Genomic DNA, 18,361 nt, shown 5'->3' with positions numbered 1-18,361 from the left:
TCAGGACTTGGGTCATGGTTCTATCGTAACTTCCGCATTCCTCCCGACACTGACCCTACGGGTACAGTGCGGGGCTCCTGCGATTTCTAGCTGAGCCTCTTTGCCGCAAGATGAGGTTCAGGGCAAAGAGGGAAGTGATGGCCAACTACGACTGGATTCTGATCGGCGGTGGGATTACCGGGGCAGCCCTAAGCTATGAACTGGCCCGCCAGGGGGGATCCGTTCTGCTGATGGAGAAAGATGGAGTGCTGAACGGAGCAACCCGCTACAGCTACGGGGGCTTGGCCCATTGGGCGGGCAAAACGCCGCTGCTCAAAGCTCTGGGGGAAGAAGGGATCCAACGCTACCGCACCCTGTCAGAAGAGCTGGAGGCAGATATTCAATTTCGCGAGCTGGATCTGCTCATGCCCATTGCCCCCGGCTACGATGCAGAGGCCGTTGAGGCGGATCTGGCCGACTGTCGCATCCCACCCCGGCGGATTTCGGTGGCGGCAGCCTGCGAGCTGGAGCCGCTGCTGGATCCGGCCGCTCTGGAAGTAGTCCTCTGGGCTCGGCATGGCCACATCAACCCCTTGTTGACGGCGCTGGCCTTTCAAAAAGCCTTTCAACGATTGGGGGGATCCCTCTTGATCGCAACAGCAACGGCCCTGCGGCGGCAGGGAGCGCGCATCACGGGCGTAGAGTCCGGAGCCGACTGCTACGGAGCAGGCCAGGTGGTGGTGTGCGCCGGCGGCTGGACACGGGCTCTGTTGCGCCAAGCGGGAATCCGGGTGCCCATCTACTACACCCATGCCGAATCCCTGGAGCTGGAGCCCTCGGATTTGCAATTGAAAGCGTTGGTGATGAGCGTGCCCGTGCAACGCTTGGAACTGGAACGACAAGCCGCCCATCCCGATCGGGATCCCCTTTGGGACGAGCCAGGGCACGAGCTTTGCCCGCCGATTCTGGATGCCGGGATCCTGCAATTTGTAGATGGCAGCATTCGCATGGGCCAGATCAGCCGGGTATTGACGGATCCCCATGCCGAGGTGGATGCAGCCGCCAGCGAAGCCCAGATCCGGGCACAAGCCGGTCGCTACCTGCCCAAGTTGGCCCACCTGCCTGGACGGTGGTATCACTGCTTGGTGGCCTTCAGCGCTGATCACCAGCCTCTGGTGGGATCCCTGCCCGGCTGGGAAGGCTTACAACTGTTTTCCGGCTTCAGCAATCCCCTGCCCATCCTGCCCGCTTTGGCCCGTCGCTTCGCCCAACAAGCCTATGGACAAGCGGATGAATGGATCCCTGCTCTGTCGCCGGCGCGGTTTGCCCAGGTTTGGAGTTGATGCCTTGCCTATTCTCGATGACCATCGCCAACAAGTCTGGAATACGGCTATCCCGTCTGCAGCATAATGAAAGCCGGAAGTTCTCTGCGTCGGATCTATGCCCAACAGCTTGCCCAGCTCCGTCGATCTCAGCCAGAAGCGCATTTTGCTCACAGGGGGCAGCGGCTTTTTGGGCAAACATGTGCTGCAACAGTTGCAGGTGCTGGGGGTAAAGCCGGAGCAGGTGCGCATCCCGCGCTCCCGCACCCAGGATCTGCGCCGTTGGGAAGTCTGCCAAGAGGTGGTGCAAGGGCAAGATATCGTCATCCATTTGGCCGCCCACGTGGGTGGCATCGGCCTCAACCAAGCCAAGCCGGCAGAACTCTTCTACGACAACCTCATCATGGGATCCCAGCTCATCCACGCCGCCTACCTGGCCGGGGTGGAGAAGTTTGTCTGCGTGGGCACCATCTGCGCCTATCCCAAGTTCACCCCCGTTCCCTTCAAGGAAGAGGATCTCTGGAACGGCTACCCAGAGGAGACCAACGCCCCCTACGGCATCGCCAAGAAAGCCCTGCTGGTGCAGCTGCAGGCCTACCGGCAGCAGTACGGCTTCAACGGCATCTACCTCCTGCCGGTGAACCTCTACGGCCCCATGGACAACTTCGACCCCGAAAGCTCCCACGTCATCCCAGCCTTGATCCGCAAAGTGCACGAAGCGCAGCAACGGGGCCAAAACTACGTCGAAGTGTGGGGGGATGGCAGCCCCACCCGCGAGTTTTTCTACGCTGAAGATGCGGCCCGCGGCATTGTCATGGCCACCCAGCTTTACGACGGGGCGGATCCCTTGAACCTGGGCACCGGTGAAGAGATCTCCATCCGGGATCTGATTGCCCTCATCTGCGAGCTGATGGAGTTCCGGGGAGAGATCCGCTGGCAAACGGACAAGCCCAATGGCCAACCCCGCCGCTGTCTGGATGTCTCCAAGGCCCGAGAGAGGATGGGTTTTGTGGCCAAAGTCGGCTTGCGGGAAGGGCTGCAGCGCACCATCGACTGGTACCGCTGCCACGCCTGTGCTGGGCAAAGTTAGGCAACCCCTTGGCTCTCCAGCCGGCCATCCTCCATGTGCAGCACCCGATCTGCAATGTCCAGGATGCGGTTGTCGTGGGTCACCATCAGGATGGTGCAACCCTGCTCCCGCGCCAACTTCTCCATCAGGGTCACCACCTCGCGGCCCGACTTACTATCTAGGGCTGCCGTGGGCTCGTCCGCCAGCACCAGCTTGGGATGGCTAACCAAGGCGCGGGCAATGGCCACCCGCTGCTTTTGTCCGCCGGAAAGCTGTTCCGGGTAGTAGTGGACGCGATCCCCCAGGCCCACCGCCGCCAGCATTGCTTCCGCTCGCTGCTGGGCTTCCTGAGGAGAGAGGCCGTTGTGCAGCTCCAGGGCCATGCGCACGTTTTGGGCTGCCGTCAGGGATCGCAGCAGGTTATGGGCCTGGAAAATGTACCCGACCTGGCGGCGGATTTGAATGAGAGTACTGGGCTGAGCTCCCCGCAGCTCCTGTCCCAACACCCGCAAGCTGCCCTCCTGCACCGAGCGCAAGGCCCCCAGCAGCGTCAGCAGGGTGGTTTTGCCGGAGCCGGAAGGGCCAGTCAGCAGCACGATCTCCCCTGGCTGCAGGGCAAAGCTAATGTCGAAGAGAATCTGCTTGCGCAGGGATCCCTCGCCGAAATAGTGGTTTACACCTTCGGCTTTCACCACTGGCTCAACGGCATTCTGGGCAGAAGCAAGGGCAGCTTGATCGAGAAGAGGAGTCAGCATAGGAAACTCAAAATCTCAAAACTTTGCGTTGACAACTCATTGACCACTTAGGCCGTCATTTGGAGCGTTGAGATGAGACCATTTAGAAACCTTTGGCCGGAGAGCGTTGATGAGGATCCCAGAAGTTTTTAGACAGCCTAGCTCAAACCCTTCACCATCCATCCGATCCCCTTTGGCAGACTATTGACTTACCAACGCCCCGGCGCCCTGCCCACAGCCAAAACTCTAGAAAATGTCGGCAGGATCGGCTGCCCGCAGCCGTCGCACGGCAATCGCTCCTGAGATGAAACACATGCTCACCGCCAGCCCCAGCACCAGCACTGCCCGGTTGAAGGTCATGGCAATAGGCAGCAACGTGGCATTGGCCGTCAAATCGTAGAGCAAAACCGACAGGGCAAAGGCAGGAATGTACCCCAATCCGGCCAGCAGGAGCGCCTCCTGAAATACCACCCCCAGCAGGTAGGTATCGGTATAGCCCATGGCTTTGAGAGTGGCATATTCCGCCAGGTGATCCGACACATCGGTGTAGAGAATTTGATAGACAATCACAATGCCGACAATGAAGCCCATGCCCACCCCCAGGCCGAAAATAAAGCCAATGGCTGTGCCCTCTTCCCAGTAGGTTTGCTCCATGTCGATAAACTCTGCCCGTGAGAGCACCCGCACATCTTCCGGCAGCAAAGCTCGCATCTGCCGCACCAAGGGATCCGGATCCACCCCCGGCTGAAGCTGCACCACGCCGATATCCACCAGGCCACGCCCCCGCTGCGGAAAAATGCGCAGGAAATTGAGGTCGCTGGTGAGAATGGTGCCGTCGGCTCCAAAGGTGGCCCCCATCTCAAACAGGCCCCCCACCTGGACGCGGCGGTTTCCCACCTCAGTAACCACCTCTCGCCCGGACTCAAACCACTCTGGGATGGGGCCAAACTCGCTGCGGGAACGGCGGTCAAAAAGCACCACGTCCGCCTTTTTGATCTCTTCCAGCTTGTCCGGCGTCAGTTCCGGCAAGTCCAACAGATCAGCCGAGGGATCCACTCCTACCACAAAAATGCTGCGGGTACGGCGGGTCTCTGGGTTTTTCCAGAGGGCAAAGCCCACATAGACAGGCGAGATGGCCCGCACCCCCTCAAAGCCCAAAGCCTGATAGAGTCGCCGCTGGGAGAAGGTGTTCATGGCAATCAGGGCGTTGGACTGAGGGCTGACCAGGAAGATCTCTCCCTTCAGGGCCACGTGGAAGCGGATGGCACTTTCCAGCAGGCTGTCTTGGAAGCCCAACTGCATGAACATTAAGATGCAAGCAAAGGCAATGCCCGCCAGGGCCACCAGCAGGCGGATCTTCTCCCGCGTCAACTGCAGCCAGGCCAACGGGATCCGGCGCGCGATAAAAGCCACACTGAACAGGCTGTACATGGGCTGAGCCTACCCCTCGACATCGATGGCCACATTCACCTGCAGGTTGGTCAGGCCAGCCACGCGGGCGCTGCTCTCCGGATCCAGGCGGATATACACTTCCACCACACGGGCATCCACATCGGCAGCTGGGTCGGTGTTGAGCACATCTTTCTTGCCAATCTGCAGGCCCACCCGCTCCACTCGGCCCTGTAGGGTGGTTTCTGGCAGAGCGCGGTTGCTAATGGTGGCCTGCTGGCCTGGCCGAACCCGCAAGATGTCTGTTTCGTAGACCTCGGCCACCACCATCATTTGGTCAGTGTTGCCCAGCTCGAGAATGCCCTCGCCGGCGGGGATGACCTCTCCAGGGCGGGTGTGGATCTTGAGCACTTGTCCAGCACGGGGAGCGCGGATGAGGGTGCGCTCTAGGCGAGCTTCTGCCAGTTCCAGATTGCGGGCCAGGGATCCCAGTTGGACTTGGGCTTGGGCCAGACTCAGTCCCGCCTCGGCAGCTTGGACTTGGGCTTGGGCATTGAGCAGATCCCGCTCACGGGCCAGGCGCAGTTGGCTCAGGGTGGCTTCGGCAGCCCGCAAGTCCTCCTGTCGTTGCCGCACCAGCAGCCGGCGTTGATCCAGCTCTTGTTGCGAGATTGCTCCTTCCTGCCAGAGCTCCTGAAAGCGGGCCAGATTGGCCTCGGCATCGGCCAGTTCTGCCCGGATACGTTCCACCACCGCTTCCTGGGAGCGGATTTGCATCTGTTGCGGCTCGTCCAGACGGCTGAGGCGGGTGCGTGCCTCTTGGATTTGGGCCTGACTGAAACGGGTCTCGGCCTGAAACCGGGCGCGGGCCTCTTGAAGTTGGGCGGCAGCGTACTCTCGCTCCGCCAACCGCTCGGCGTAGCTTTCCAAGCGGGCCAGCACTTGGCCTGCCACCACGCGATCTCCCTCGGCCACCAGCAGCTCTCCCAGCCGTTCTCCGGGGGAACCGGCAATGCGCAGCACTTCCCCCTCCGGCTCCAGGCGACCCAAAGCACCAACTTGCGGAGGCAGCCGCGTTTCCACCGTTGCCTCTGCACTTCCCGATACCGACTGTGTGGCTCCCTGTTGGCTCAATCCCAGCCATGCCAGACCGGCACAACCAAGCAGCCCGACTCCTGCCAGCGACCAAAGCGCTCGTGGGTTCATGGCCTTTTACCCGCTGTGGCTTTGCAGACGACAAACGCCGCCTCTTTTTCTTAAATAAGTGTAAAGTTTTTGGGATGAAAATGTCCAGCTGTATTCTGTGTTGCTTGTGCTCACCGTATTTTCACCCCCTGTGGGTTCCCCAAGGTGCCGGCAGATCACAGCAACCGGTGGGGCGCAGCCTACCTAGCTCTGGGGATTCCTGATATGATGTGGCCTGTTCGAACCTGTTTGTAGTCAGCAGAACGCAGTCCTTTTTTTGGAGTGTGGCGGTTTTAGGAGTGGGGTGGAGTTGCGATGGTGGAGACACTTGGAGGAAGGGATCCCATCCCGCCGTTGCCGTTTCCGTCTCAGCCTCCGCCCCTGCATTTGGATCCCCTAGATCCCTTGCTTTCCACCTATCACTTTGTGGGCATTGGTGGAGTGGGGATGTCGGCCCTGGCCTATATCCTGGCTAAACAAGGGTTTCGCGTTTCCGGATCCGACATTGTCGCCAATGGCCGTACCCGCCGCCTGGAAGCTTTGGGGGTGCGCTTCTTTCAGGGCCACAGCTTGGAGGGGTTGGTCGGGGATCCGCAGGTGGTCTATTCCAGCGCCATTCGCCCCACCAATCCAGAATTGGCTGCTGCCCTGGGCAAAGGATTGACGGTTTGGCACCGGGCGGACTTGTTGGCGGCTCTGTTTAACCATCGCTCTGGCATTGGGGTGGCCGGCACTCACGGCAAAACCACCACCAGCAGCATGATCGGCTATGTATTGCTCTCGGCGGGCTGGGATCCCACCTTGATTATCGGCGGGGAAGTGGATGCCTGGGATGGCAATGCCCGTCTGGGCAAGGGGGAGTATTGGGTGGCCGAGGTGGATGAGTCGGATGGATCCCTGGTGCGGCTCTATCCCAAGATTGGGGTGATCACCAACATTGAGCTGGATCACCCCGATCACTACGCCGATTTGGGGCAGGTGATCCGGGCTTTTCAACAGTATGGGCAGCAGAGCCAAACGCTGGTGGCCTGCCTGGACTGTCCCAACGTGGCGGCTCACCTGAGGGTGGATGTGGGCTACAGCCTGACCGGTCATCCCCAAGCCCAGTACCAAGCTCGCCAAATCCTCTACACTGCCAGTTTCACCTGCGCCGAGATTTGGGAAAGGGGATCCCTCCTCGGACAGCTTCGCCTACAGGTGCTGGGATCCCACAACCTCAGCAATGCCCTGGCGGCGGTTGCCGTGGGGCGACAGTTGGGCTTGGAGTTTGCGGTGATTGCCTCAGCTTTGGCGCAATTTCGGGGGGCGCATCGCCGCTTTGAGCACAAGGGGGAAGTGGGTGGAGTCACCTTTATCGACGACTATGCCCACCATCCCAGCGAGATTCGGGCCACCCTGCAGGCAGCACGGCTACAGCAGCGGCGGGTGGTGGCCGTGTTTCAGCCTCATCGCCACAGCCGTTTGGCTGCCTTGTTCCAGGATTTTGCCCGCTGCTTTGGGGAGGCGGACGTGGTGGTGATCGTGCCCACGTATGGGGCAGGAGAGCCGGCGCCTGAGGGTTCCGACAGCTTGCGCTTGGCCGTGGCGGTGGCGGAGCACCACCCCCATGTGCGCTATGTGTCGTCTTTGCCGCAATTGCCGGAGGTGTTGCCGTCCGTCCTGCAGCCTGGAGATCTCGCCGTTTTTTTGGGCGCAGGGGACCTAAATCAGCAGATAATCGCTACGATGCGGGCATATGCGGCTCAGGTGAGGGAACAGCCTGGGCAAGCCAAAAATCCAAACTTCAGCTGAAAAGATAGCTGCTTCTGAGGTATTGAATCATGACGACGGCTCCGGTGGTGCCTCAGCGGGACGGTTCCTGTGAGTCTGAGGCGGCAAGTCTTACCGCTGAAGACAGGCTTCTCCCCCGCGGGCCGGCGGCTCTGCTATCTGGACGAATTCAATCGGGGATCCCGTTGGCTCCTCTGACCACCTTTCGCGTGGGCGGCAAAGCGGAGTGGTATTGTGAGCCCCGTAGCCATCTGGAGCTGCAGCAGTGTTTGGCTTGGGCGCGAGCAGAAGGGATCCCCACGACGCTGTTAGGGGCAGGCAGCAATCTGCTCATCAGCGATGCCGGGTTGAAGGGGCTGGTGATCGGTACCCGCCGTCTGCGCGGGATGCAACTGTTGGCGGGGGGGAGAATGTGGGCCGCTGCCGGAGAGCCTTTGGTCAATCTGGCGCGGGCAGCCGCCAAGCAAGGCTGGAGCGGTTTGGAGTGGGCCATCGGGATCCCGGGCACGCTAGGGGGAGCCGTGGTGATGAATGCCGGTGCCCACGCTTGGGCCATGGCAGATGTGCTGGCGGAAGTACAGATTTTGGATGAGGAGCAGGAGCCCTACCGCCTAGAACCTGCCGATCTGCAATTTGGCTATCGCCGCTCTCGCCTGCAAGACTCACCCTGGACGGTGACAGGAGCGACGCTGCAGTTGATCCCAAGCAGGGATCCGTCCCAGGTGCAGTGGGAAACCCAGCGCTACCTCAACCAACGCCTAAGCTCTCAGCCCTATCATTTGCCCAGTTGTGGCAGCGTCTTTCGCAACCCCGAATCTCACCCTGCCGGCTGGCTAATCGAGCAGGTCGGCTTGAAGGGGTACCGCATCGGTGGGGCCCAAATTTCAGAGCGCCATGCCAACTTCATCCTCAATTGCCATCAGGCGAGTGCCAAGGACATTTACCGCTTGATTCGCTTGGCCCAGGAAAAGGTCTATCAACAATGGTCGGTGCTTTTGGAGCCGGAAGTGCGCATTCTGGGATCCTTTGAGGATTAGAGGAGCATTGGGCAGACAATTTGGACTGTTTTCTTTTGGTGATTTTGATGATTCTGCTCTTAAACTGTTCTTACCGCCTTTTGTAGATGTTCGCCTATCGGCTTATGAGTCAAGATGTAGCCACTTTACGTCGTTTAATTCGACGGCTCAATCAGTCCCACACCACTGCGGAAGAACGCCGCTATTTGGTGGAGATCGGCAGCTTGGCTGCTTTGCTCACCCCGGAAGAGGCTGCCGCTTTGGCCCAGGATCCCAAGCAACTCACCGCCGAGCAGCACTATCGCATTTGGGACTGGGTGCATCGCTGGGAACGGGAGCACCGCCACGAAGATCTGGACTGGGATCCCTCTCTAGACCGACACAACGACTAGAACTCGAAAGAATCCCGTCCCGCTATCACGAACAAATCCCGGCCAGAGTCTAAGACAAAAGCCATCTCCAAGTCTCATTTTTGAACAGGATCCACACCCCCAAACCCACCAGAATCCAGGGCACCCAGTGTTCTGTCCGTTCCGTTAAAACCTTCGCCACTGCAGGCTGCATCGTCAGTTTTTGAGCCATTGCAAACCACAATCCCTTCATCAGAAAAAAGATCGTGGAAAAAAGGGCCAACTGGAGAGGGGTGCTGCCGGCAAACAAAGGAACGTACAGGCTGACATTATCTCCGCCGTTGGCAAAGGTGAAGAGCATGGACATCAGAACTGGCGAGGGCAAAAGGATCGGCCAAGCCTTTTGGGTTGGGCGCTCTCGCAACTCTTCCAACTCTTTTTCCAAGGTTTCTTCAGGTTCAGGTTGCCACAATTTCCAACCGCCTACCGCAATCGGGATCACCCCCAGCAGCCCAATCGCAGGTGGCGGCAACAGCAGGCCCCCCAGGTATCCCAGAGAGCTGAGCAGGATCAACCCTGCCAAGCCCAAGTAGCCCCCCAGCCAAATGTGCCAGCCCTTCCACAGGGGTTGCAGCTGCGCCTGGGCAAACAACAGAACCAGCAAGAAAAAGTCGTCGATATGGGTGGCAACAAAAGCGAGGATCCCTTCGACTAAAGTTGCCCAGAAAATTGCCAGCGGCATAGGGTTAAGAAATGGGGAAGATGGCGCTGATATCGACGAGGTGAAACTGAAGCAGCCCAACAATTGCCGAAGTATAGGCGGTAGAAGAAGCCAGCCCAATCAAGAGATCGCGTTTCATATTGCGGGGTTTCTCGCCTTTCTCGACGACATCCGTAGCGCCAAACTGCATCATGAGAATGCCTATCAAGTTGGAGAGCCAGTACCCCACGAGGGTTCCGCCCAAAAACCACTGTGGCTGCCACAGGCTACACAGGTAGCCCAACCCATAGGCAATCGGCAGGTTGAAAAACAAGTCATTCCACCAGGAAAGGGGAGACAGCATAAACCCCAAAATCAGTAAAATGCCACCTCGGAGCTTCTTCCCCATAGGTCTTGCTCTCCAGCGTTACGTCCTCACAATCTTAGCTTCACATTGCTTTATGAAAACCCAAAAACAATGTCTGGCTCTCCACCTGGGAGTGTGGCACGGCCTCTTCTCCAACTATCGACCCACCGCCGGCGGCTGGGAGCTGGGGGGCCAAAAGCGCAGCCTCATCACCTTTGAGGCCTTGGCTCCATCCTCTTCTTCAGGAAGTCCGGCGGCAGGGAGCGCGATCCGCCAAACCAACGCCTACTACCCCCTACAGGGATCCCCCACTCCCGAAAGCTCCCAGAGCTGGGTCTACCAGGATTTCTCGCCGGGATTGCGCTTTTTCCCCGATGGATCTTTTTCCAATGGGCGGCTGCAGCTGACGCCGTTTAGTGATTTTGCCGTCGAGCAGGGCTTTCTCTGGGGGGATCGCAAGGCGCGGCTGGTGCAACAGTGGGATGCCCAAGGTCGTCTGGTAGAGGTAACCGCGATCCTGGAGCGGCGCGGCCAAGCTTTGGATCCCGTTGCAGACTGTGCACCCCTGAGCAAAGAGCGACTGAGAGCCTGCCTCCAGGGGAGATGGCGGGGGATCGCCCAGAGCTTTGCGGTTGCCGAGGGCCGGTTTGCCGAAACCGAGGTGGACTGCTCGGGGGCAGAGTGGTTGAGCAACTGGGATCCCTTGCCGGGAGGGCTGTGGATTGGCGGGCCGGATCCCTTGCCCATCCCCACTGCCCAGCGGGATCGCAGCTTTTCGGTGAGCCTGAGCTGGTTTCCGCAGCCGGAAGACTGCCATTGTCTCTTGCGTTTGATCCGGGACTACGATGCCCGCGGTGCTTGGCAAGGGGTTACGCTGATCCGGGCGCAGAAGGATCCCGTTTGAGAAAGGCGCAAACCTGGGCAAACACCGTTTCCCGCTCGCAGTCCAAAGTGAGGATGTGGTCGGAGTGCTCCAGCCAATGCAAGATCTTCTCCTCGGATCCCAGCTCTTGATAGAGCCACGCTGCCTGTTCAGGATCCACTACTGTATCTTGGCGAGATTGCAGGATCAGAGTGGGAACCCGGATGCCGGCCACCTCTCCCTTGACCCGCTCGATCAGCTCCAGAGCGCTGCGCACCGCCGACAGATTAAAGCTGCGGAAATAGGCCGTTCTTTCTGCCAAGGCTCGAGCGTCCCCATCCCGAATCGGCAAGCTGAGGCGGGGCACCTCCTTCAATAGCCAACCCAGGCTGTTCAGGTACTGCTCAGGGCGAAAAAGATAGTACCAGCGGTGGCGAATGGCGAAAAATGGCGCCAGCAGCACCAATTTATGGATGGGATGGGCAAAAGCCAGGTGCAAAGCCAGCAGACAGCCGGTGGAAAAGCCCACCAAGGAAACGCGGGGATACTCCTGCTGCAAAGCCAGATAATGCTCCAAAGCCCGCCCGTACCACTCCGTCCAGCGGGAAGGGGGCATGTGGGCAGACCGGCGGTCGTGTAAGCGATGCGGAGCACTGTCATGGCCGGGATAGTTAAATCCCTGCACCGTCAGGCCAGCCGCCAACAGCCGCTCTGCCAGCCATTGCAACTCGTAAACACCGCCCCCCAATCCATGTAGCAGCAGACAGGCGTGTTCCCCTGCTCCTCGCCACAAAAAGGGTTCGTTACTCAACATAAAAAAATAAAACTCCGTTCCACTTCGCGACGGGATCCCTTGCTAGCCCAAGGTGATATCCAGCAACATCATCACCACAAACCCACTGATGACCCCAAAGGTGCCCTCCCGCTCCAACCCCTGCCGGTGCGACTCAGGGATGATCTCATCGGAAATGACAAACAACATCGCCCCCGCCGCAAAAGCCATGCCCCAGGGTAGTAGGGGCTGCGCCAGAGAGACCACCGTTGCTCCCAGGATCCCGCCGATGGGCTCCACCAGTCCGGTCAGCAGGGCGATGCCAAAAGCGAACAGCCGCGAGTACCCCTGGCCCACCAGTGACAAAGCCACCACCAGCCCTTCTGGCATGTTCTGCAAGCCGATCCCCAGCGCCAGCGCCAACCCATCGCCGACTTGGCCGGTAGCGAAACCCACTCCCACCGCCAGTCCTTCCGGGAAATTGTGCAGGGCGATGGCAATGATGAACAGCCAAATCCGCTTTAAATGGGCGCGGTTCTCCCCTTCCACCCCTTTGAAAAAGTGCTCGTGGGGAAAAAAGCGGTGGGCACTCTCCAGGAAGATTGCCCCTAGCAGCAGGCCCGCCGCCATCACCACCGCCGCCCCAAATGGGGAATACCCCAGCGCTATGGCTGCCTCGGTGCCCGGCACCACCAGCGAAAAAGAGGTGGCCGCCAACATCACCCCACCCCCAAATCCCAGCAGGATCCCTTGTACCCTTTCCGAGAGCGAGGGGAGAAACAGAGCGGGCAAGGCCCCTAACCCGGTTGCCAACCCGGCGATCAAGCTGGCCAGGGATCCCATCCCAATTGGATGCACAAGCCAATCTCCACAAAGGCCGAATGCTTTTCAATTCTCCTCCCTTTCCAACGTTGTGTGAACATTGCTGGCCCAAGCGGCATACGCGAGGTTCTAAAAATTAGCTTCTGTTGCCAGATTTTGTGCTTACAAGCAAGGTACCTAAGAGCAATTCTGAAGGAGCTATTCCCTAGTTGGAGTTTGCCAGCTAAGCCAAGGTTTATTACAATATTATTACAATAATTGTAAATTGCCTCGGCGCAGAAGCGTCCTGAACAGCAATTGGACTGGAGTACACTGCAGCAAGACAGGTCGATAAAAACTAAAGTCAAGTCCGATAGTGATGAGGAGTGAGAGAGCGATGAAGAAAAAAGCAGTTACAACTCTTGTGGCCTTGAGTCTAGGAGCGGCCTGTCTGGGGCTGACCGGCTGCGGTGGAGGCGGAAGCGGTGGGACGACAGTGCCTACACCTACACCGACTCCAACTCCAACGCCTACGCCGACTCCAACGCCTACGCCGACTCCGACACCCACGCCGGGTGCCCCGACTTTTACCAAGGCATTTAGCCCCACCTCGGTAGCTGCCGGCCCTACTGCCAAAACAACTCTGACCTACACGATCACCAACACAGCCGCTCTGCCGCTGACGGGTCTAGCCTTTTCCGATCCCCTGCCTGCCGGCTTGATCGTTGCCACTCCCAACAACCTCAACAACGGCTGTGGCGGGACGCTGGCAGCTGCACCAGGAGCAACTTCCATCTTGCTGGTCAACGGCTCATTGGCAGCCAACGCTAGCTGCACCATCAGCCTGGATCTTCAGGTTACAGCCACGACAGCGGGATCCCTGACCAGCCCCGCGGTAACCCTGAGCAGCAACCAAGCGCCTAATGCCACCGCTGCTGCTATCAACCTAACGGTAACGGTGCCAGCTCCCACCTTTACCATGGCCTTTTCTCCCAACCCGCTTGGCCCAATCCCACCTCCCTATATCGGGAATGGAACTCTGACGTTTACCATCACCAACACCGCAGCCATTCCATTGACGGGCTTGGCCTTTAACCACACCTTGCCGGTAGTGCCGCCTTTAACCGTAGCGCCTGCTCCACCACCACCTCCTCCTCCTTTTACTCCTTCCTGTGGTGGAGCTAACCTCATGACCATGGTGGGTGGGAACACCATTCAATTCACCGGAGGACCAGTAGCCCCAGGACAAACTTGCGTAGTGACCATCTTTGTCCAAACGGCACCTCTGGGCCAACCCGGCGCCTACACCTACCCCAACTCCTCGGTGACGTTGACCAGCGCTGAGGCTGCCCCTGTTACAGCGGGGCCGGTAACCTGGACGGTTACCCGGTAACCTGGACGGTTGTGGTGAATTAGTCCTTCAAAAGCAGCTCGGCAATTTGAACGGCGTTGAGGGCCGCACCTTTGCGGATTTGATCCCCGCACAGCCACAGCTCCAGGGCCTTGGGCTCGGAGATGTCCTGGCGGATGCGGCCCACCGCCACCGCGTCCTTGCCGGCCACGTCGATGGGCATGGGAAAGCGGTTCTGCTGCCAATCTTCAATGAGCACCACCCCAGGGGCCTGGGCCAGGATTTGCCGGGCTTTTTCCACAGGGAAGGGCTGTTCAAACTCTAGATTGAGGGCCTCGGCGTGGGTACGCAGCACCGGCACCCGCACACAGGTAGCTGTCAGCCGCAGGTTGGGGGATCCCATAATCTTGCGGGATTCGTTGACCATTTTCATCTCTTCCTGGCAGTAGCCGTTCTCTTGCAGGGGGCTGTTGTGGAGGAAGAGGTTGAAGGCAATGGGGTAAGGGAACACCTGGGGCTGCAACGGCTGCCCTTGCAGGTAGGCGCGGGTTTGTTCTTGAAGTTCCTGCATGGCTCTGGCCCCAGCCCCACTGGCCGATTGATAGGTAGCGGCCACCACGCGGCGCAGGGGGATGTGGCGATGCAGGGGGTAGATGGCCACGCACATTAGGATGGTGGTGCAGTTGGGATTGGCAATGATCCCTTGGTGACGGAAGGCTTCCTGGGGGTTGACCTCCGGCACCACCAGCGGAACATTGGGATCCAGGCGAAAGGCGCTGGAGTTGTCCACCATCACCGCCCCCGCATCCACAATGGTTTTGGCCCAGGCTTTGGAAACACTTGCTCCGGCAGAGGCCAGCACCAGATCCAGGCCCCGGAAGGCCGCTTCTGAAACCGGCTCAACCGGGATCCGCTCCCCCTTGAAGGTCAAATAAGTGCCCGCTGAACGGGGCGAGGCCAAAAGCTTGAGGTCGGCTACAGGAAAGTGGCGCTCTTCCAATAGCGTCAGCAGCTCCGTCCCTACTGCTCCTGTTGCTCCCAAGATGGCTACCCGTTGTTGCCGTGCCATGCTTTCTTGTCCTTAGGTTTTCCTAATTCTAGGGTTCCAGAGGTGGCTGTAATCGAGGCCAAAGCAGCCTGCACCTCTGCCAGCTCGACTTGATCGGTCAGCTCGGCCTGGCCGATGCGGCGGGGCAGAACGAAGCGAATCCGCCCCTGTTTCACCTTCTTGTCGGCCTGCATTGCCTGCAGCACTGCCTCCCAAGGGATCCCGGCGGGCCATCGGCTGGGCAATCCTGCTTTTTCGATCAGGTGTCGTTGCCGTTCGGCTTCAGCGGCGCTCCACCAACCCAGGCGGCGGGCGATCTCCCCGGCAGCTACCATGCCGATGGCGACGGCTTCTCCGTGCAGGTAGCGGCGGTAGTGGGTGGCAGCTTCTAGGGCATGGCCGAGGGTGTGGCCGTAGTTGAGGATGGCCCGCAGGCCCGCTTCTTTCTCGTCCTGCTGCACCACCCAGGCTTTGCACTCGGCACAGCGGCGCAGCAGGTAGTGCAAGTCTGCGGGAGTAAAGTCGGTATAGCGGCTCAGTTGGGGTCGATCTTCCAAAAACTCAAATAGGTCGGCAGCCTGAATCACGCCATATTTGATCACTTCCGCTAGGGCTGAGGTAAACTCCCGCTGGGGCAGAGTCTGCAATAGCGTTGGATCAATCCACACCAGGCGCGGCTGATAAAACGCCCCAATGAGGTTTTTCCCGCCAGGATGGTTGACACCGGTCTTGCCACCAATGGCCGCATCCACCATGGCCAAAAGTGAGGTGGGCACCTGCACAAAAGGGATCCCGCGCAGCCAGGTGGCGGCGGCAAACCCCACTATGTCGCCAATGACCCCCCCTCCTAGCGCCACCAAGGTGGAGGAGCGCTCCAGGCCAAAGGCTAGGGCGGCGTCGTAGATCTTGGCCACCGAGCGCAGGGTTTTGTAGCGTTCGCCGGCAGGCAATAGGCAGAGGTGGGCGGCAAACCCCGCTTGTTGCAGCCCCTGCAGCAACTTCTCGGCAAAGTGTTTGGCAATGCCGGGATGGCTCACCACCAGAGCCCTGCCGGAAAGCCCTCTAGCTCGCATTTGGGATCCCAGCTGGATGAGGCTGTGGCCAGGGGGGCCTTCGGCAGACTGGAGGAGAATATCGTAGGAGCTGTGGGGAAGCTTGACAGGGATCAGATAGGGATCCATGCGTGTCGGTCCTGGGGGGCGGGATCCAGTGTGGCATGTTCTGCTCCCGTCTGCCTGCTGCAGGCATTGTCCTTGGGGTCTGAAAGCCCAGGGGATCCTGCTAGGGGTTGGGGTCAACTGGCTGCGGTTGGGGAGTGAGGGTTTCCAATTCCGGCAGAGCCATTCCCGCCGGCGAGGCCGAGTCTTCTTGGGCCAAATCCTGCAAAGCAGCTTGGGCCGGCTGAAATTGGGGATCCAGCTCCAGACAGCGCCGCAAGCTGGCCTGGGCGGCTTCTCGCTGGCCGGCCCGCAGTTGAATCAGCCCCAGGGTGTGCCAAAAGGCGGGCCGCTGCGGATCCAGGTGCGTGGCCTGTTGGGCGTCTGCCAGAGCAGGTTCCAGCTTCCCCAGTTTCAAGGCTTCCCAGGCGCGGTTGTTGAGGGCCACAGCATCTTCTGGGGTGAGCTGCAAAACCCGCGAGTAGGCTTGCACAGCTTGTTCGGGATCCCTCAGCTCGCTGTAGATCAACCCCAGGGCAAACCAGCCCCAGGGATCCCGTTCGTTGAGGTGGATCATCTGCTGGCAGGCGGCACGGGCTTCTTCCAGCCGGCCCAGGCGCCGCAGGCCGGTGATCTGGCCAAACCAGCAGGCAGAACTGCCGGGACGCTGCTGCACCAAGCGCTGGAAATGCCGTAGGCTGGCCTCATATTGCCCCAGCTCCTGCTGAGCTACCGCCAAGGCATAGCGGGCTGGAAAGTGCTCCGGCTTGATCTTGAGGGCTTCCTCGAAGTGGATACAGGCTTCTTTCAGGTAGCCCAATTTCTGGAAGGCCACACCGCGGGCGTACCAGCTTTTGTAGTTGTCGGCATCGTAGCGCAGGGCGCGTTCTAGGGCCTTGCTGGCCAGCCGATACTGCCCCAAGCGCAGCAGGGCCACCCCCAAGTTGTGCAGGGTGATGGGATCCCGGCGGCGCAGCCGCAGCGAGCGCTTGTAACATTCAACAGCCGAGCGCAGCCGGTGGCAGTGGAAGAGGGCATTGCCTTGGTAACGCCAAACCCGCCCGCTTTTGGGGTTGAGCTTCAAGACCCGGGCAAAACTGGCCGCTGCCGAGCTGGGCCGCCGCAGCCGCCGCAGCACGATCCCACGGGCCAGCCAGGTGCGGGGCTGTTTGGGGTTGTAGCGCAGCGCCTTGTTCAGGCTGTTCAGGGCCAGCTTCGACCGCTTCAGTTGCAGCAGGCGGATGCCGCGATTGTGCCAGGCCAGAGCATCTTCCGGGTTGCTCTCCAGCACCTTGTCGTAGTTAACCACCGCCGACTTGTACTGCCCCAGGCGCCCCAGAATCAGGGCCAGGCGCAGCCGGGTTTCTTCGTCGTAGGGGTTGATGCTCAGGGATCCGTTGTAGCTGTCCACCGCCTCGCGGTAGCGGGCCAGCTGCACCAGCACATCCCCACGGCGGCTCCAAGCCAGGGCGAAGTTGGGATCCATGTTCAGAGCCCGGTCGTAGGCGGCCAGGGCTTCCGTCAGGTTGCCGCGGCGACGCCAGTCTTCCCCCCGCTCGAATTGGATGTCGGCACTGTTCCACTGAAACAGCCGCTGAATGAACTGCAAAATGGCGATCTGACGCGCTCCTTCTTCTGGCGTGGCGGAGGGGGTTTCGCCTGTGGCAATGCGCAGGATGGCCATCTGGATGGCCCGCAAAAAGGCCTGAAATCCCTGCACCTCTTCATCTTCCAGGGACTCTTTCCCCTCACGGCGGCGGTATTGCAGCCGGAACCGCTGCAGATCCCCGGGGGCAGGGAAGCTGGGATCCAAAAAGTGCATTAGCTCCAAGGCGCGGTACTCAAACAGCACCGGATCCTCTTCTGAGCCAGTAAAATCCAGCAGGGGCGCCTCTTCCAGGGGGCGGGGTAGCTCAGTGGGGGTGTGCAGCAGCGTCAGCAGGCGCTGGTTTTGTCGTGCCGGGGCATGGGGAAACCCGCTGTACAGCTCATCCCTTGGCCAGGGATCGGCAACAAACTCTGGAGAGGCCACCACTCCCACCCAACGGCATTGTTCGATGGCCAGTTGCAGCTCCAGCTTGCGGTTGTCCCCCGGCTGCAGCATCCAGCGGTCAAACCAGACTTTGAAACCCTCGCGATCCAGCCGCTCCGCCAGTTGACGCGCCCACCGGGCTTGCTCTCGGTGGTAGCGCAAGAAAAGGTCGAACTTGTAATGCTCTGAAGACATGAACGCCCGCTCGCTGCTCTTCTCCAGCTTATCTTTGCGTTATCGCCACGCGACGCTTTCACAAACGCAAACGCATTTGCTCCCCATCGGGTCTGGGGCAAGGAGCAAACGTAAACTACCCGACTCCGACCGCTAAGCGGTACGGAGCGGGCTTTCAGTAGCCCTGGGCCTGCTCTGCTCTACCAGAGAACAAAACAAGCCCGGACCTCTAGGCTGGTTTACGACAGCCCCCAAGAGCGCAATCACATTCGCACCATTCAAA

General features: G+C 59.9%; 17 protein-coding genes and 1 pseudogene. 7 read left to right on the top strand and 11 right to left on the bottom strand.

Features of this window, described 5'->3' with window-relative positions; translation table 11 throughout:
* Positions 1 to 137 precede the first annotated feature (137 nt).
* The gene (locus tag ACVWXZ_RS13440; RefSeq protein WP_457394741.1) at positions 138 to 1,322 is read left to right on the top strand and encodes an NAD(P)/FAD-dependent oxidoreductase; all 1,185 of its coding nucleotides are present in this window, start codon (positions 138 to 140) and stop codon (positions 1,320 to 1,322) included.
* A gap of 97 nt (positions 1,323 to 1,419) precedes the next feature.
* Entirely contained in the window at positions 1,420 to 2,391 is a 972-nt protein-coding gene (locus ACVWXZ_RS13435; RefSeq protein ID WP_457394744.1) for a GDP-L-fucose synthase family protein, read from the top strand.
* Here the strand turns inward: ACVWXZ_RS13435 and ACVWXZ_RS13430 are convergent.
* From ACVWXZ_RS13430 to ACVWXZ_RS13420, 3 genes are all read right to left on the bottom strand, one after another.
* Complete coding sequence (locus tag ACVWXZ_RS13430; RefSeq protein ID WP_414383324.1) at positions 2,388 to 3,125, bottom strand: DevA family ABC transporter ATP-binding protein; 738 nt, start codon at positions 3,123 to 3,125, stop codon at positions 2,388 to 2,390. The genes ACVWXZ_RS13435 and ACVWXZ_RS13430 overlap by 4 nt on opposite strands.
* 225 nt (positions 3,126 to 3,350) lie before the next feature.
* Entirely contained in the window at positions 3,351 to 4,535 is a 1,185-nt protein-coding gene (gene devC, locus ACVWXZ_RS13425) for an ABC transporter permease DevC (protein WP_457384302.1), read from the bottom strand.
* A gap of 9 nt (positions 4,536 to 4,544) precedes the next feature.
* Positions 4,545 to 5,699: an ABC exporter membrane fusion protein gene (locus ACVWXZ_RS13420; RefSeq protein WP_457404259.1), complete on the bottom strand. Its 1,155-nt coding sequence runs from the start codon at positions 5,697 to 5,699 to the stop codon at positions 4,545 to 4,547.
* A 294-nt stretch (positions 5,700 to 5,993) separates the two neighbouring features.
* On the opposite strand from ACVWXZ_RS13420, the gene murC reads away from it, so the two are divergent.
* The 3 genes from murC to ACVWXZ_RS13405 all read left to right on the top strand — a co-directional run bounded on the left by murC (position 5,994) and on the right by ACVWXZ_RS13405 (position 8,856).
* Entirely contained in the window at positions 5,994 to 7,469 is a 1,476-nt protein-coding gene (murC, locus tag ACVWXZ_RS13415; protein ID WP_457440839.1) for a UDP-N-acetylmuramate--L-alanine ligase, read from the top strand.
* Between the two features lie 29 nt (positions 7,470 to 7,498).
* Positions 7,499 to 8,485, top strand: coding sequence for a UDP-N-acetylmuramate dehydrogenase (gene murB, locus ACVWXZ_RS13410; protein WP_457404256.1), 987 nt, complete (start codon positions 7,499 to 7,501; stop codon positions 8,483 to 8,485).
* A 104-nt stretch (positions 8,486 to 8,589) separates the two neighbouring features.
* On the top strand, positions 8,590 to 8,856 hold the full coding sequence (locus ACVWXZ_RS13405) for a hypothetical protein (protein ID WP_041436475.1): 267 nt from the start codon (positions 8,590 to 8,592) through the stop codon (positions 8,854 to 8,856).
* Positions 8,857 to 8,905: 49 nt separating this feature from the next.
* On the opposite strand, the gene ACVWXZ_RS13400 is transcribed toward ACVWXZ_RS13405, so the two are convergent.
* Both ACVWXZ_RS13400 and ACVWXZ_RS13395 read right to left on the bottom strand, forming a co-directional pair.
* Positions 8,906 to 9,556, bottom strand: a complete 651-nt coding sequence (locus ACVWXZ_RS13400) for a cadmium resistance transporter (protein WP_457404254.1) — start codon at positions 9,554 to 9,556, stop codon at positions 8,906 to 8,908.
* A 4-nt stretch (positions 9,557 to 9,560) separates the two neighbouring features.
* Positions 9,561 to 9,923, bottom strand: a complete 363-nt coding sequence (locus tag ACVWXZ_RS13395; protein ID WP_457404252.1) for a hypothetical protein — start codon at positions 9,921 to 9,923, stop codon at positions 9,561 to 9,563.
* A 52-nt stretch (positions 9,924 to 9,975) separates the two neighbouring features.
* Here ACVWXZ_RS13395 and ACVWXZ_RS13390 point away from each other — a divergent pair, with 52 nt between their 5' ends.
* On the top strand, positions 9,976 to 10,785 hold the full coding sequence (locus ACVWXZ_RS13390; RefSeq protein ID WP_457482629.1) for a DUF3598 family protein: 810 nt from the start codon (positions 9,976 to 9,978) through the stop codon (positions 10,783 to 10,785).
* On the opposite strand, the gene ACVWXZ_RS13385 is transcribed toward ACVWXZ_RS13390, so the two are convergent.
* Both ACVWXZ_RS13385 and ACVWXZ_RS13380 read right to left on the bottom strand, forming a co-directional pair.
* Positions 10,751 to 11,557 carry an alpha/beta hydrolase gene (locus ACVWXZ_RS13385; RefSeq protein ID WP_457404249.1) on the bottom strand — a complete coding sequence of 269 codons (807 nt, stop codon included), beginning with the start codon at positions 11,555 to 11,557 and terminating at the stop codon, positions 10,751 to 10,753. The two genes, ACVWXZ_RS13390 and ACVWXZ_RS13385, sit on opposite strands and share 35 nt — an antisense overlap.
* Positions 11,558 to 11,599: 42 nt before the next feature.
* Positions 11,600 to 12,373 (bottom strand): ZIP family metal transporter, encoded by a 774-nt coding sequence (locus tag ACVWXZ_RS13380; RefSeq protein ID WP_457404248.1) that lies wholly within the window; start codon positions 12,371 to 12,373, stop codon positions 11,600 to 11,602.
* Positions 12,374 to 12,713: 340 nt separating this feature from the next.
* On the opposite strand from ACVWXZ_RS13380, the gene ACVWXZ_RS13375 reads away from it, so the two are divergent.
* A complete protein-coding gene (locus ACVWXZ_RS13375) occupies positions 12,714 to 13,709 on the top strand; it encodes a DUF7933 domain-containing protein (RefSeq protein ID WP_457404247.1) in 996 nt (331 codons plus the stop codon).
* A 19-nt stretch (positions 13,710 to 13,728) separates the two neighbouring features.
* Here ACVWXZ_RS13375 and ACVWXZ_RS13370 read toward each other — a convergent pair whose 3' ends face one another.
* The 4 genes and pseudogenes from ACVWXZ_RS13370 to ACVWXZ_RS13355 form a co-directional block, all read right to left on the bottom strand.
* Entirely contained in the window at positions 13,729 to 14,736 is a 1,008-nt protein-coding gene (locus ACVWXZ_RS13370; protein WP_457482628.1) for an aspartate-semialdehyde dehydrogenase, read from the bottom strand.
* Entirely contained in the window at positions 14,715 to 15,896 is a 1,182-nt protein-coding gene (aroB, locus tag ACVWXZ_RS13365) for a 3-dehydroquinate synthase (protein ID WP_457482627.1), read from the bottom strand. The genes ACVWXZ_RS13370 and aroB overlap by 22 nt, the downstream gene beginning before the upstream one ends.
* 100 nt (positions 15,897 to 15,996) lie before the next feature.
* Positions 15,997 to 18,099, bottom strand: coding sequence for a tetratricopeptide repeat protein (locus ACVWXZ_RS13360; RefSeq protein WP_457482626.1), 2,103 nt, complete (start codon positions 18,097 to 18,099; stop codon positions 15,997 to 15,999).
* Between the two features lie 132 nt (positions 18,100 to 18,231).
* Positions 18,232 to 18,361 (bottom strand): annotated as a pseudogene (locus ACVWXZ_RS13355) (RNA-guided endonuclease TnpB family protein); the annotation flags it as partial.

The organism is Thermostichus sp. MS-CIW-38 (assembly GCF_054058415.1).
This window is presented reverse-complemented; position numbering and strand designations above follow the sequence as displayed.